At 71.2% G+C, this 12,456-nt stretch carries 13 protein-coding genes; 3 read left to right on the top strand and 10 right to left on the bottom strand.

The window, feature by feature from the left end:
- Window positions 1–11 precede the first annotated feature (11 nt).
- Both ACPU2J_RS30715 and ACPU2J_RS30710 read right to left on the bottom strand, forming a co-directional pair.
- Complete coding sequence (locus ACPU2J_RS30715) at window positions 12–515, bottom strand: flavodoxin domain-containing protein (RefSeq protein WP_420078706.1); 504 nt, start codon at window positions 513–515, stop codon at window positions 12–14.
- A complete protein-coding gene (locus ACPU2J_RS30710; protein ID WP_423834505.1) occupies window positions 512–973 on the bottom strand; it encodes an Hsp20/alpha crystallin family protein in 462 nt (153 codons plus the stop codon). The genes ACPU2J_RS30715 and ACPU2J_RS30710 overlap by 4 nt, the downstream gene beginning before the upstream one ends.
- Before the next feature lie 249 nt (window positions 974–1,222).
- On the opposite strand from ACPU2J_RS30710, the gene ACPU2J_RS30705 reads away from it, so the two are divergent.
- Entirely contained in the window at window positions 1,223–2,596 is a 1,374-nt protein-coding gene (locus ACPU2J_RS30705) for a nicotinate phosphoribosyltransferase (RefSeq protein WP_423834504.1), read from the top strand.
- Window positions 2,597–2,653: 57 nt separating this feature from the next.
- Here the strand turns inward: ACPU2J_RS30705 and ACPU2J_RS30700 are convergent, their stop codons facing one another.
- From ACPU2J_RS30700 to ACPU2J_RS30690, 3 genes are all read right to left on the bottom strand, one after another.
- Window positions 2,654–3,355, bottom strand: coding sequence for a pyridoxamine 5'-phosphate oxidase family protein (locus tag ACPU2J_RS30700; protein ID WP_423834503.1), 702 nt, complete (start codon window positions 3,353–3,355; stop codon window positions 2,654–2,656).
- 239 nt (window positions 3,356–3,594) lie between these two features.
- Complete coding sequence (locus ACPU2J_RS30695; RefSeq protein WP_423834502.1) at window positions 3,595–4,065, bottom strand: pyridoxamine 5'-phosphate oxidase family protein; 471 nt, start codon at window positions 4,063–4,065, stop codon at window positions 3,595–3,597.
- Between the two features lie 54 nt (window positions 4,066–4,119).
- Complete coding sequence (locus ACPU2J_RS30690) at window positions 4,120–4,356, bottom strand: SHOCT domain-containing protein (RefSeq protein WP_420078711.1); 237 nt, start codon at window positions 4,354–4,356, stop codon at window positions 4,120–4,122.
- 223 nt (window positions 4,357–4,579) lie between these two features.
- Between ACPU2J_RS30690 and ACPU2J_RS30685 the strand changes: the two genes are divergently transcribed.
- Window positions 4,580–5,044 (top strand): cyclic nucleotide-binding domain-containing protein, encoded by a 465-nt coding sequence (locus ACPU2J_RS30685; protein WP_420078712.1) that lies wholly within the window; start codon window positions 4,580–4,582, stop codon window positions 5,042–5,044.
- Window positions 5,045–5,058: 14 nt separating this feature from the next.
- On the opposite strand, the gene ACPU2J_RS30680 is transcribed toward ACPU2J_RS30685, so the two are convergent.
- From ACPU2J_RS30680 to ACPU2J_RS30660, 5 genes are all read right to left on the bottom strand, one after another.
- Entirely contained in the window at window positions 5,059–6,807 is a 1,749-nt protein-coding gene (locus ACPU2J_RS30680; RefSeq protein ID WP_423834501.1) for a GAF domain-containing protein, read from the bottom strand.
- 87 nt (window positions 6,808–6,894) lie between these two features.
- Entirely contained in the window at window positions 6,895–7,137 is a 243-nt protein-coding gene (locus ACPU2J_RS30675) for a DUF1918 domain-containing protein (protein ID WP_423834500.1), read from the bottom strand.
- Between the two features lie 8 nt (window positions 7,138–7,145).
- Window positions 7,146–9,722 carry a cation-translocating P-type ATPase gene (locus ACPU2J_RS30670; protein ID WP_423834499.1) on the bottom strand — a complete coding sequence of 859 codons (2,577 nt, stop codon included), beginning with the start codon at window positions 9,720–9,722 and terminating at the stop codon, window positions 7,146–7,148.
- Window positions 9,723–9,729: 7 nt separating this feature from the next.
- A complete protein-coding gene (locus ACPU2J_RS30665; RefSeq protein ID WP_423834498.1) occupies window positions 9,730–10,587 on the bottom strand; it encodes a universal stress protein in 858 nt (285 codons plus the stop codon).
- Complete coding sequence (locus tag ACPU2J_RS30660; RefSeq protein WP_423834497.1) at window positions 10,584–11,492, bottom strand: universal stress protein; 909 nt, start codon at window positions 11,490–11,492, stop codon at window positions 10,584–10,586. Before ACPU2J_RS30660 ends, ACPU2J_RS30665 begins: the two co-directional genes overlap by 4 nt.
- 265 nt (window positions 11,493–11,757) lie before the next feature.
- Here ACPU2J_RS30660 and ACPU2J_RS30655 point away from each other — a divergent pair, with 265 nt between their 5' ends.
- Window positions 11,758–12,426 (top strand): CBS domain-containing protein, encoded by a 669-nt coding sequence (locus tag ACPU2J_RS30655; protein ID WP_423834496.1) that lies wholly within the window; start codon window positions 11,758–11,760, stop codon window positions 12,424–12,426.
- The last annotated feature ends 30 nt before the right edge of the window (window positions 12,427–12,456 follow it).

Raw genomic sequence — 12,456 nt, 5'->3', positions numbered from 1 at the left:
ATGGTGGCCGTTCAGGCGGCCGCGGCGAGTTCGCTGCTGATGTGGTGCGCCCAGGTCTGGATCCTCTCCGGGTTACGGAAGTCGCCACCCCTGCCGTGGCGGACGACCGCCTTGGCGATGAGTCCCGGTGTGCTCGTGGTGATACTGCCTCCGAAGGTGATGTGTTCGCGGGCACCGAGCCGTTCCATCTGACGTGCCACGGCAGGTACCGGTGAGATCTCGTGCTGCTCGGCGGAGCTGTCGACCGGGCCGCTGCTGAACAGCCAGACCGGACGGTGCTTGAGGTAGTGCTCGTTGCGTTCCGCACAGTGCATGGCCTTGCCGCTCCAGCGGCCGGCGTACAGGGAGCCGCCGAGGACGACGGCATCGAAGCCGCGCACGTCGTCGACGTCGTCGGCGGGCAGGACGACGGCGTCCAGACCGTCCTCGCGGAGGGTCCTGCCGATCTCCGAGGCGATCCCGGCGGTCGCGCCGTGCTTGCTCCCGTAGGCGACCAGCACCCGTTTGGCAGTCATGACCGCTCGCCCGTCTCCGGGGCGGCCTCGGAGCGCTTCACGGGGATGCTGCGGCGCCCGGCCGGCGGCTCGGTCTGCATCGGTACACGGACGGTGAGGATGCCGTCCGTGTACCCGGCTTCGACGCCTTCGGCGGGGATCGTGCCGGGCAGGCGGACGCTGCGGCTGAAGGAGCCGTAGCGGAATTCGGAGTGGTCCTTGTCCTCCTTGGTCTCGGAGTGCTCGGCGCTCACGGTGAGCGTGTCACCGTCGACGGTGATCTCGATGTCCTTCTCCGGGTCCACTCCGGGCATCTCGGCGCGAAGCGTGAAGATTCCGTCACTGCTGGTCACTTCGATCGGGATCGGGTGCACGTCGAGGGCCGGCCGCCACGTCGGGAATCGCGGGAAGTCGGCTCCGAACCATTCCGTGAGGTCGGGGAAGAGGCTGCGCCTCCGCTCCATCTGTGTGCCTGACATGGGGTGCTCCTGGATCTCCGGCGCCGTGTCGCCCGGCGCCCTTCGTGCGGGTTCTGTCTCCACTCTGGTCCTGCCGCCGGCCGGTCCGCTTGGGCCTGTCGGGGCAGCGCCGGGGCCGTTCGGCCCCGATGGGGCCCGCGCGAGGACCGGCCGCGAGGTACGCGGCACCGGCAGAACGGGCTTCCTGGCCCCCTGGCCCGGCCCGGATGGCCCAGGGCGCACCTTGCTCGCGCCGCGCACTCTGGAGGTATGTCGGATGTGACCACAACAGACCTGTACGAGGTCACGATGGCGATGTCCTACCTGAACGAGGGCATGGACGCCGAAGCGACCTTCAGCCTCTTCGTCCGGGACCTGCCTCCGGGGCGGGGCTTCCTCGTCGCCGCCGGTCTCGAGCCCGCCCTGGACTACCTGGCCCGGTTCGAAGTGACGGAGGACGACGCCCGCGTGTTCGCCGAGGCACTGCACCGGCCGCCTGCCGACCTTGCCCCGCTGGTCGGCCTGCGGTTCAGGGGTGAGGTGCACGCGGTCCCCGAGGGGCGGCTGGTCCTCGCCGGTGAGCCACTGCTGGAAGTGACCGCGCCCCTACCCCAGGCCCAGCTCGTCGAGACGTACCTGCTCGGCCAGGTCTGTCACCAGACCGCCGTCGCCTCGAAGGCCGCACGCTGTGTGCTGGCCGCCCGCGGAACGCCGGTGGTCGACTTCTCGCTGCGCCGAAGCCACGGACCCCAGGCCGGTTTCCAGGCCGCCCGTCTCGGGGCGCTCGTGGGGTTCGCCGGGACCAGCAACGTCGATGCCGCGGTCCGGCTGGGCCTGACCGCTTCGGGCACCATGGCACATTCGTACATCGAGTCCTTCCCCTCCGAGGAGACGGCGTTCCGGGCATTCGCGCGCACCCATCCCGGTCCGATCACCCTCCTCGTCGACACCTATGACACCGACCGTGGTGTGGCGACCGCCGCCGAGGTCCTGTCCGAGCTGGGGCGTGGCCCGGGGTGCGCGATCCGCCTGGACAGCGGTGACCTCGGAGAGTCTGCGCGCCGCGCCCGCGCCCGGCTTGACGCCACCGGCCTGCCGGAGGTGCGGATCATCGCCAGCGGCGGCCTGGACGAGTACGCGATAGACGATCTGGTCCGCTCCGAAGCTCCGATCGACGTCTTCGCGGTCGGCTCGCGCGTGGGTGTCGCCGCGGACGCACCGTATCTGGACGCCGCGTACAAACTGGTGGCCTACGACGGGCGGCCGGTGATGAAGCTGTCTTCTGCGAAGGCCACCGCCCCGGCCCCCAAGCAGGTGTACCGGCGCACGGGCCGGCCGGACGTGATCGCCCTGCGGGACGAGCCTGCCCCGCCGGACATGGAGCCGCTGCTGCGCGCGGTGATGCGAGCCGGTCGCAGGACCGGGCCACCCGACTCCCTGGCTTCCGCGCATACCCGACTTGAGGCCGACCTCGCCGCCCTGCCGGAGGAAGCGAGACGGATCCGCGATCCGCGCCCCCCGGCGCCCATCGCCTCCGAGCGGCAGGCGGAACTGACGGCCATGGTCCGGGCCCGTCTGGTCGCCGGCCTTGGCGGCGCAGTCACTGCCCCGAAGAGGGAACACCCTGCGAGTGATCGCCCTTGACTGCCGCGGGATCCCGCCGACCGGTCTGCTCGTTCATGGCTACGGCCGCGGGACCGCTCAGCGGGCTACGACCCGGCGCCCGGTGATCCTGACCGGGGTGATCTTCATCCAGTGCGTACGGTCTTCGCCTGCCCACGGCGCGAAGTGCGCTGCCGCGGCGCGGCGTTCGAGCGCGCTCGCATCGGTCACCGCGTCGAGTCGGCCGACGGCCAGGATGCTCCATCCCTTCGCCGCCACATCGTCGATCCTCTCGGTCTCGAAGGCGGCCTCGGTTCCCACAGCGCGTGCGAGCACGGTGTCGGCTGCGGTGCTGAAGGCGATGCCCGTGTCGACGACGAGGTAGTTGACGGGGTGGACGGCCGGGCCGTCGGGGGTGAAGAAGGCCACTCGTCCGATGCCTCTGACACCCAGCAGTCTTCGGCACTCGTGTTCGTCGAGAGTGACGAGCTGGGCGTCCGGCTTTTCGGCTGACGGCGGGGAGTTGCTCCCGCTGCCGTGGCCGACCAGGTCTTCGACGGTGGTTCCGAGCTCATCGGCCAGGCGGACGAGCGTAACGATCGCCGGGAGGGCGGCCTGCTCCTCCAAGGAGGCGATGTCGTGCGCGTCGGCTCCGCAGCGCTCACCCAATTCCGCGCGACTCAGTCCGGCCGCCGCACGGCGGGCCGCGAGCCGACGGCCCAGGTCGGTCCTGCGGCCCCCGCTCCGGTCGCCGGACTCGCGGGGCGAACGGGCTGCCCCATTTCCACCCATGGTGCTCATGACGTCATCGCTCCTCAGGCTCCCGGCCTCTGCAGCGTTCTGTGGTCCGGGCAACGGCTCGGGCTCGCCACTGCTCCTTGCCAGACTGCCCCGCCACCGTGCCGTCCCGCTTGGGCCGGTCGGTCCCCACCCTCGACCCGAACGGATCCGGCGCGCGTGGACCGGAGTCACTGGTGACGTCTGCCGGACCATCGTGCCGTGTGGAGTTCCGCTCGGACGGCGAGCACGCGAGGGACACGCTATGGATCGTCGGCCCGAAGCCTGAAGCCGGTGATCACGCCCGGTCTGATCCGAACGGCGCCCGAGGACGGCGCGTCGGCCCAAGGCTCCAGGAGCTGCGCGTAGCGGTTCAGCTCGGTCGGGTCGGTGACGGCGCTGGCGTAGCCGGTGGCCACCACGCTCCAGCCCAGACACGTGTCGGGGTCGATGGCATCAGCCTCGTAGGCGACGACGACATCCGGGCTGTCCGGCGCTGAGAGCAGCGCCGCCAGTGTCAAGCCGTCCTGGACGCGAACGATGACGTCTCCACGGTCCAGGAGGTGGTTGACGGGGCGCACGGCGGGCAGGGCATCGCGGGTGAACACGATGCGGCCCAGGCAGACGCTTCCGAGCAGCCGAAGCGCCTCCTGGGTGCCGAGCTCTTCCGTTCGCCTCCGCGACGTGGGGCGGGCAGGAGCGAGAGGGGCGTTGCGGACCGGCCGACGCTCCATCGTCGGACCTCCGTTCAGCGAGCGAGCCGCAGGCTCGGTCCCGCGGCGGACATCTCACCGCCCCTTTGGGCCTCGGGCGTTGCTACGCAGCGCCGCGAGCCGGCGCTGGTACTCCTCTTCGTCGATCTCCCCCATGGCGAATCGTTCCGCCAACAGGCTCTCGGCCCTCTCGGACAGCACGGCCCCACGGTCCGGAGCCGCCCGGCTGTCCGTGTCGTGTCTGAAGGTTCGAATCATCAGGACGGCTGCCGCAAGGATCAGTGCCCAGATGATCAGCTGGGTGAAGGACATGGCGAACCACCCCCAGGAGCCCATGCCGTGACCGTTCCAGTACATCGCACACCTGCCGGGTTCAGCGGGGACGGCGGCCGTGATCAGGCCGTCCGCTTTCGAGGATCCCCGTTCCCGGCGCTCGCAGCATGGGCCGTTCGGTCCCTGCGGTGGCCCATAAGACCCATGTCCCGGCGGGCCAGCTCCCCGAGACTGGAGGCGGAACCGAATCAGGAGGCCGTCCATGAGTACGCCCTCTCCCATCCGTTTCAATGCCGCGCTGCCGGCCGACTGCCGTTCCCGCTTGATGGAGCTGGCCCGCGAGGTCAACTTCGACGAGGGGACCCGCCTCTTCCGCGAGGGGGGCCGGGCGGACCGGTTCTGGATCGTCCGCTCGGGAACCGTCACCCTGGACGTCCACGTCCCTGGCCGACGAGCCGCCGTCATCGAGACCCTCGGGGCCGGTGAGCTGGTCGGCTGCTCGTGGCTGTTCAAGCCCTACACGTGGCGCTTGGGCGCCGAGGCGATGACACCGGTGCGCGCCCACGAGTTCGACGCGCAGGGGGTCCGCGCCCTGATGGACGCCGATACGGCGTTCGGCTCGGCGCTCGGCCACTGGGTGGGGCAGGTTCTCGCCCATCGGCTGCAAGCTGCTCGGATCCGCCTGCTCGACCTGTACGCCCCTTATGGCAGTGGCAGTTTCCTCTGACAGGGGCCGGCCTCTCAGCCGTCGGTGGCGGTCAAGCCGCTCGGCGAAGTGAGCGGCACCCACCACTCAAGACGGGTTCCCGCTCCACCAGGCGCCGCTGGGCCGACCTTCATGCTGCCGCCGAGCCTTCGGGCGCGCTCCGCGAGGTTCCGCAGCCCACTGCGTCTGCCGTCTTCGGGAAGGCCGACGCCATTGTCGGTCACGGTGACGGTGAGCACACTGTCGGCTGCGACGATCGATGCATCGGCGCGGGTGGCCCGGGCGTGACGGGCGATGTTCGTCAGCGCCTCTCCGACCACGGCCAGGACTTCGTCCGCCACCTCAGGAGGTACGTCGGTGTCGATGAGCCCCTCCATGCGCAGTGCCGGGGCGAAACCAAGGGCCGTTGAGGCTGCCTCCACGGCCTGGACGGTGCGGGACCGGAGTTTGGGTGATGTCCCGGGACCGTCGTGGTCACGGAGTCCGAAGATGGTGGAGCGGATGATCTTGATGGTGGCGTCGAGGTCGTCGACCGCCCGGGCGAGTCGTTCGGAGGCCTCGGGGTGGTCGACGAACCGCTGTGCGCTCTGCAGGGTCATGCCAGTGGCGAAGAGGCGCTGGATGGCGAGGTCGTGCAGGTCACGGGCGATGCGGTCGTGGTCTTCGAGCATGCTCATCTGTTCGGCGTCACGACGTCGTTCGGCCAGCTCCAGGGCGAGAGCGGCCTGACCGGCGAAGCCTGGGAGGGCCGCGACCTCTGCGGTGGCGAAGGCGGGACGGCCCTGGCGACGGGCCAGGATGAGGACCCCGCTGAGCTTCTCCTTGGTGCCGACGGTGACGGCGACGGCCGGGCCGAAGCCCGTCCACCTCTCCGGCTGGACGGTGACGCGCCGGTCGCTCTCGACGTCCGCGACCGTGATCAGCCCGTCCCTCACCAGTGCGGCCTCGGCCAGGGTTCCGGCCGGGCTGGGCAGGACGATTCCTCGGTGCGCTTCCGCCCCGTCTCCCAAGGCCATGGAACCGCAGAGTTCTCCCGATGGTCCGATCAGATAGAAGACGCCCATGTCGGCGCCGGTGATGTCCTTGGCGCGCTCCAGCATGCCCTCCAGGACCTCGTCCTGTGGTGTGCCGGAGAGCAGGGCGCTGGTGATGTCCGAGCTGGCGGACAGCCAGCGCTCGCGTACGCGGACCTCCTCGAAGAGGCGGGCGTTCTCGATGGCGATGCCGGCGGCGACGGCGAGTGTGGACAGGACCGCTTCGTCCTCCTCGTCGAAGTCGAGGCCGCCGCGCTTCTCGGTGAGGTAGAGATTGCCGAAGACGTCCTCGCGCACACGGATGGGGACCCCGAGGAAGGAGCGCATCGGGGGGTGGTGGGCCGGGAAGCCGTAGGAGGCCGGGTGCGCGGACAGCTCCGACAGTCGCAGCGGCTCCGGGTGCCTGATCAGCTCGCCGAGGATGCCGTGGCCGGACGGCAGGTCGCCGATACGGGCACGGAGGTCGTCCGCAATGCCTACGGGCAGGAACTCGGCCAGCTTCCGGTCGTCGCCGATGACGCCCAGTGCCCCGTACTCGGCGTCGACCAGGACGACGGCGGCTTCGACGATGCCGTGGAGGACCTGCGGCAGGTCCAGCTCGCGGCCCACCGACATGACGGCCTCCAGCAGGCCGTTCAGCCGGTCCCGAGTGCCCCGGACCTCGTCGATGCGTACCTGGAGCTCTTCGAGGAGCTGGTCCAGTCGCAGCCGCGGCATACCGCCCTGAGCAGGCCGGGCGTCCGCGCTCATGTCCCACCTCCGGCCGACGGATTCGATGGAGGGCCATCACCTCCACGCTAATCCCGGAGGGCGCGGTTCTCCCTTCAGACCGGGCCGCTATTGCTCCGTACGGCGGGGCCTGCCCGACTCCGCGTGGAGATGCCGGACGTGCGCGTCCGGACCGGGGAAGAAGACGGTGGTGCGGCCGGTGTCGGACCAGCGCACGTCGTAGGGCGGGGTGCCGTCCTCGTGGTGGAGGGCGATCACTTCACCGTCGCGGCCCGGTGTGCCGACGGTGGGGCCGCCTACGACGATCTGGTCGCCCACCTCGGCGTGCACGCCGGTTCCCGGTACGTACATCTTCATGATCATGCCTTTCTGTGGAACGCGCCCCGGAGGGTCCGGGCTGCGATGAACGCCCCGAGGCCGGCCGCGGTGGCCAGCCCGGTACCGGACCGGCCGACGGGCTCGGTGTCCAGCAGGGACTGGAGTGCGGGCACGTAGAGGGCGGCCACGGCCAGGAGCGCCGAGACCGCCACGGAGGCGGGGAGGAAGAGGTTCTGCCTGGTGACCAGGCGGGCCCGCAGGCCCAGGGCCACGCCGAGCTGGGCCGTGAGCAGGGCCAGGAAGAGCACGCTCTGCCAGGGCTGGTCCATGGCACGCGCGGCGATACCGGCGCCCAGGCTGAACGTCGTCACCACTGCGGCGAGCACGAGGAGGCGTTGCCACACGCCCGCGGCCAGGATGTGCTGTCCGGGCGGACGGGGCGGACGTCGCATGGCTTGCGGAGTGGCGGGTTCGGCGCCCATGGCCACGCCTGTCAGCCCGTGGGTGAGGAGGTTGATCCACAGGATCTGTCCTGCCCGCAGGGGTAGGGCCAGGCCGAGCATCGGGCCGGCCAGCATCACCAGGATCTCGGCGGCTCCGCCCGCCATGGCGTAGACGAGGAAGCGCCGGATGTTGTCGTAGACACGTCGGCCTTCCTCGACGGCCTTGACCACGGTGGACAGCTCGTCGTCGGTGAGCACGAGGTCCGCCGCCTGCCGGGCCACCTCGGTTCCGCGGGCGCCCATGGCCACACCGATGTCCGCCTGGTGGAGGGCGGGGCCGTCGTTGACCCCGTCCCCGGTCATGGCCGTCACGGCACCCCGGGCGCGCCAGGCGCGGACGATGTCCAGCTTCTGCTGCGGATCGGTGCGCGCGAAGACCCTGACCGCCGTCAGGTCGGTGTCCGAGGCGGCGGAGAGTTCGGGCCCGGTGAGGACCTCACCGGCGGCCCCGTCCTGGACGAGACCGGTACGCAGGGCGATGGCGTGGGCCGTCGCCGGATGGTCGCCGGTGATCAGGACAGGGGTGATGCCCGCCGCGCGGCATGCCTCCAGGGTCGTGGCGGCCGATGCCTTGGGAGGGTCGCTGATCGCGACGAGCCCCAGGAGACTCAGGCCGTGCTCGGCCTCGTGAGCCGGCCGGTCCCACACGAGCCGCTCGGTACCGGCGACGGCCAGGACCCGGAAGCCCTGCGCGGCCAGGAGAGCGGCCTGGCGGCGGGCCTCTTCCAGGAGCTCCTGCGGCGCGTCGAGCACCGTGGCGCTCAGCACCGCCTCCGGCGCGCCTTTGAGGCAGATGAGGACGTTGCCGTCGGGCAGGTGGTGCAGTGTGGTCATCCGCTTGCGGAGACTGTCGAAGGGAGCCTCCGCGAACCGCGGACAGGCACGGTGCAGCGCGTCCTGGTCCGGGCAGCCTGCTCTGGCAGCCGCCGCCAGCAGGGCGGCCTCCATCGGATCACCCACGGCCGTCCACGTGTCCGAGGCACTCCCCGGTGGTCGCAGGCCGGCGTCGTTGCACAATGCCGCCGTCGTCAGCAGCTCCTGCAAGGGGCGGAGCCGGTCTGCTGCCAGGGGCTGCCCCTCCCGGGTGAGGGTTCCCCGCGGTTCGTAGCCGCTGCCGACCACGTCCGCGGTGCCTGAGGGGGTCCACAGGTGCTGGACGACCATGCGGCCTTCGGTGAGGGTGCCCGTCTTGTCCGTGGCAAGGACGCTCACTGAGCCAAGGGTTTCCACGGCCGGCAAGCGGCGGACCAGGGCGTTGCGGGCCGCCATCCGGCGCGCGCCGAGCGCGAGGGCGAGGGTGACCACTGCGGGGAGTGACTCCGGCACCGCGGCGACGGCCAGGCTGATGGCGGTCACTGCCATCGTGCTCAACGGGAGGCCTCGTACCAGGCCCAGAGCGAAGAACAGCACGCACAGGGCGATGGTGACGACCGCGAGTATCCGGCCCAGTGAGGCGAGGCGGCGCTGGAGCGGGGTGAGGTCCCGGCCCGTGTCGAGGAGGGCGGCGATCCGGCCGAGGGCACTCGCCGCACCTGTGGCGGTGGCGGTGGCCGCCCCTCGGCCACGCACGACGACGGTGCCGGCACTGACCGTGCCGTCGGCGGTCTTGTCCACAGGCTCGGATTCGCCCGTGAGCATGGATTCGTCCACCAGGAGCGCGGATGCCTCGGTGAGGTCGGCGTCCGCGGCGACGATGTCCCCCTCCCCCAGCAGCAGGGTGTCGCCCGGCACCACCAGTCTGGCCGGCAGCTCGTGCGGGGCGCCGTCACGCAGCACCCTCGCGTGCGGGGCGGAGAGGGCGGAGAGCGCGGCGACCGCGCGGTCGGCCCGGACTTCCTGTGCCACTCCGACGGCGGTGTTGAAGACGACCACCAGGCCGATGACGATGGCGTCCGGGTGGTCGCCGATCGCGACGGTCAGCACCATGGCGCCGAGGAGCACCATGATCAGCGGGTCGCGCAGTTGGGCCAGGACCCGTCGGTACAGCGGCGTGGGCCGTGGAGGCGCCACTTCGTTGGTGCCGTACCGGGAAAGGCGGAGTTCCGCTTCGGCCTGGGTGAGCCCCTGTCCCACCGGGGAGGGGGAAGGACGTGCGGCGGTCGTCCGGATGGTCATGGCAGCGTCATTCGGTGGGTACGGTGATCACCGGGCAGTGCGCGCGGTGCAGGAGGCCGTGGACGACGGATCCGAGGCGCATGCCGGTGTATCCGCCTCGTCCTCGGCGTCCCACCACAAGGGCCAGGGCGTGCTCGGCCACCCGCGCCAGTTCCTCGACGGGGTGGCCCGTCATGACCTCGTGGGTGACGTGTACGTCCGGGTACTTGTCCGACAGGCCTGCGGTGGCCTCGGAAAGCAGGGCACGCTGAGCCTGCAGGGCGACCTCCTCGTCGTTCAGCATGAAGAGCGGCGGCTGCCACACGCAGACGACCCGCAGTGCCGCTCCGCGCCGGTCGGCCTCATCGAAGGCGAACGCCAGCGCGGCCGTGGCCGATGCGCTGCCGTCGAGGCCGACGACCAGGTACGGCGGCTGCTGGCTGATGTGTTCCGCGTCGCCCACGACGACGACCGGGCACGGGGCCTGGGCGCTGACGGGGACCACGGTGGAGCCCGCGCTGAAGAACTCCGCGGTGCGGCTCAGGCGCCGGGAGCCCAGCACGATCAGGCGGGCGCCGTCGGCCGCCGTGCCCAGGGCAGGGGCCGGGAATCCGTGCAGCAGGCTCCCCGTGACGTCGGCCTCGGGATGCCGGTCGCGCACCCAGTTGCACGCCTGCTCGAGTCGGTCGGCTCCCGCCTGTCGCAGGGCGAGGTGGCCGGGGGTGTCGTCGACGTGGTGTGTGTCGTGCTGGGGCGGCACCGCGAGCACCAGGCGCAGCGGGAGCCGTCGGCGGTGTGCCTCGTCGGCGGCCCAGGCGAGGGGCAGGCGCCAGTCCCTGTCCGGGTCGATCCCGACGACGATGCCGTGGCCGCGGTGGCCGGTCACGACCGGCTCCCGAAGTCGGTGCCCGTCCGGGGGATGAGGAGGACGGGGCAGTGCGCGTGGTGCAGGACGCTGTGCGTGGCCCGGCCCAGGCTGCGGGTCATCCCGAGGGCTCCGGGTGCCCTCCGGCCGCCCATGACGAGCAGGTCGGCGTGGCGGGACGCCTCGACCAGGACGCCGGCCACGGAGACGCTCTTCTCGGCATCGGCCCGCACCTCCAGGTCGGGGAACTCCTCACGGACCGCATCGGTGACGGCACGCAGAGCCTCCGCGTGCGCGCCCGCGAGCTCGTCCACACCGTCGAGCATGCTGACCACCAGGCCGACGGACTCGAGGATGTTCCAGACGTGCAGGAGCCGGAGGGAGCCCTTGCGCAGTTGCGCCTCGCACGCGGCGTACCGGGCGTACAGGAGGTCGTGCTCGTCGCGGACGGCGGCGAGGACGGTGCCGGTCTCCTCCGCGCCTTCGGTGCCGCGGACGACGATGACCGGGGTCATGGCGGCGGCGGCAACGTCGAGTCCGATCGAGCCGAGCATCAGCGAGTCGAATCCTCCGAGGCCGCGGTTGCCCACCACGACGGTCCCGTGCAGGGCACCGGCCCGGTGCAGGCTGCCGACGGCGTCGGACCGGCTGAGCTCCGTACTCACACGCAGACCGGGGTACTCGTCGGTGACGGCCTTCGCCGTTTCGTCGAGGAGCTCGCGGCCGTTGGCGCGAACCCGTTCGAGGGTTTCCGCCGCGACGTACAGGGCTCGGCCGTCCGTGTCGGCCCCATAGACGATGTGCAGGGGACGGTCGCGACGTTGGGCCTCAGCCGCCGCCCACAGGGCGGCGGTGCGTGCCGCGTTCGATCCATCGACGCCAACGACCACTGAGCTGGTGTCCGGGGTACGGAAGGTGCTTTCCACGGTTCCTCCCAACTGAGAAGCCGATGAAGGACACACCTCACGCTGACACCCTCGACAAGCCCGGGCGAGGGCCGCCCGGGACCGGGATCGGGACCAAAGGTCCCCATCGTTTCCGCATGCCGCCGCTAGGCCCGGTGGCCATGGACCGCCCGGCCCCGGGACGGGGCCCGTTCGGCCCTCGCTCGCGCACGGGCATCGGCGAAAGGGTGGGACGACAACCGACACCGATACGGGCCCGAGCGGCACGGCGGAGATGGAGGGCCTGATGAAACACATCAAGGTGGGTGAGCTGATGACCGGCAACGCCGTCTCCGTCACTCCGGACACGGCCTTCAAGGACGTCGCGAAGCTCCTGGCGCAGTACGACATCTCCGGGCTGCCCGTGTTGGACGAGGAGGACCGCGTCGTGGGTGTCGTCTCGCAGACCGATCTCCTGGCCCGCACGGCCCGGGCGCCCGATCAGTCGGGGGAGGCCGGCACGGCGGCCGACCCGCCCACAGCGGGAAGCGCCATGTCCACTCCTGCGATCACCATCCGCGCCGAGGACACGGCCGCCGATGCCGCGCGGCTGATGACACGGCGCAGCATCGAGCGGCTGCCCGTCGTGGACGAGGAGGACAGACTGGTCGGCATCGTCACCCGCAGGGACCTGCTCCGGCTGTTCGTCCGCCCCGACTCCGAGATACGCAGACGGGTCGACGACGAGGTCCTCACAGATGTGCTGGGCGTGCCCACCGGTGAGGTCGAGGTCCACGTGGTGGACGGCATCGTCACTCTGGAAGGCCGCGTCGAGCTCCGGAGCCAGCTTCAGGCACTCGTCAACCTCGTCGAACAGCTCGACGGGGTCGTCGCCGTGGCATCCCGTGTCACGGCGCGGACGGACGACTCAACGACCGCCCGGGCCGACCGACCACGCCAGGCCGCGCAGTGGTGAAGCACTCCTCCCTCAGCAGGAAGTACACGC

Source organism: Streptomyces manipurensis (assembly GCF_049570255.1).
In the GTDB taxonomy this organism is placed as follows: domain Bacteria; phylum Actinomycetota; class Actinomycetes; order Streptomycetales; family Streptomycetaceae; genus Streptomyces; species Streptomyces manipurensis.
Note: the sequence above shows the minus strand (reverse complement) of the source record. Positions and strands in the feature narration are given on the sequence as shown.

Coding starts and splice junctions, on each gene's coding strand:
- ACPU2J_RS30715 (WP_420078706.1), bottom strand. CDS start 515: ATGACTGCCAAACGGGTGCTGGTCGCCTACGGGAGCAAGCACGGCGCG.
- ACPU2J_RS30710 (WP_423834505.1), bottom strand. CDS start 973: ATGTCAGGCACACAGATGGAGCGGAGGCGCAGCCTCTTCCCCGACCTC.
- ACPU2J_RS30705 (WP_423834504.1), top strand. CDS start 1,223: ATGTCGGATGTGACCACAACAGACCTGTACGAGGTCACGATGGCGATG.
- ACPU2J_RS30700 (WP_423834503.1), bottom strand. CDS start 3,355: ATGAGCACCATGGGTGGAAATGGGGCAGCCCGTTCGCCCCGCGAGTCC.
- ACPU2J_RS30695 (WP_423834502.1), bottom strand. CDS start 4,065: ATGGAGCGTCGGCCGGTCCGCAACGCCCCTCTCGCTCCTGCCCGCCCC.
- ACPU2J_RS30690 (WP_420078711.1), bottom strand. CDS start 4,356: ATGTCCTTCACCCAGCTGATCATCTGGGCACTGATCCTTGCGGCAGCC.
- ACPU2J_RS30685 (WP_420078712.1), top strand. CDS start 4,580: ATGAGTACGCCCTCTCCCATCCGTTTCAATGCCGCGCTGCCGGCCGAC.
- ACPU2J_RS30680 (WP_423834501.1), bottom strand. CDS start 6,807: ATGAGCGCGGACGCCCGGCCTGCTCAGGGCGGTATGCCGCGGCTGCGA.
- ACPU2J_RS30675 (WP_423834500.1), bottom strand. CDS start 7,137: ATGTACGTACCGGGAACCGGCGTGCACGCCGAGGTGGGCGACCAGATC.
- ACPU2J_RS30670 (WP_423834499.1), bottom strand. CDS start 9,722: ATGACCATCCGGACGACCGCCGCACGTCCTTCCCCCTCCCCGGTGGGA.
- ACPU2J_RS30655 (WP_423834496.1), top strand. CDS start 11,758: ATGAAACACATCAAGGTGGGTGAGCTGATGACCGGCAACGCCGTCTCC.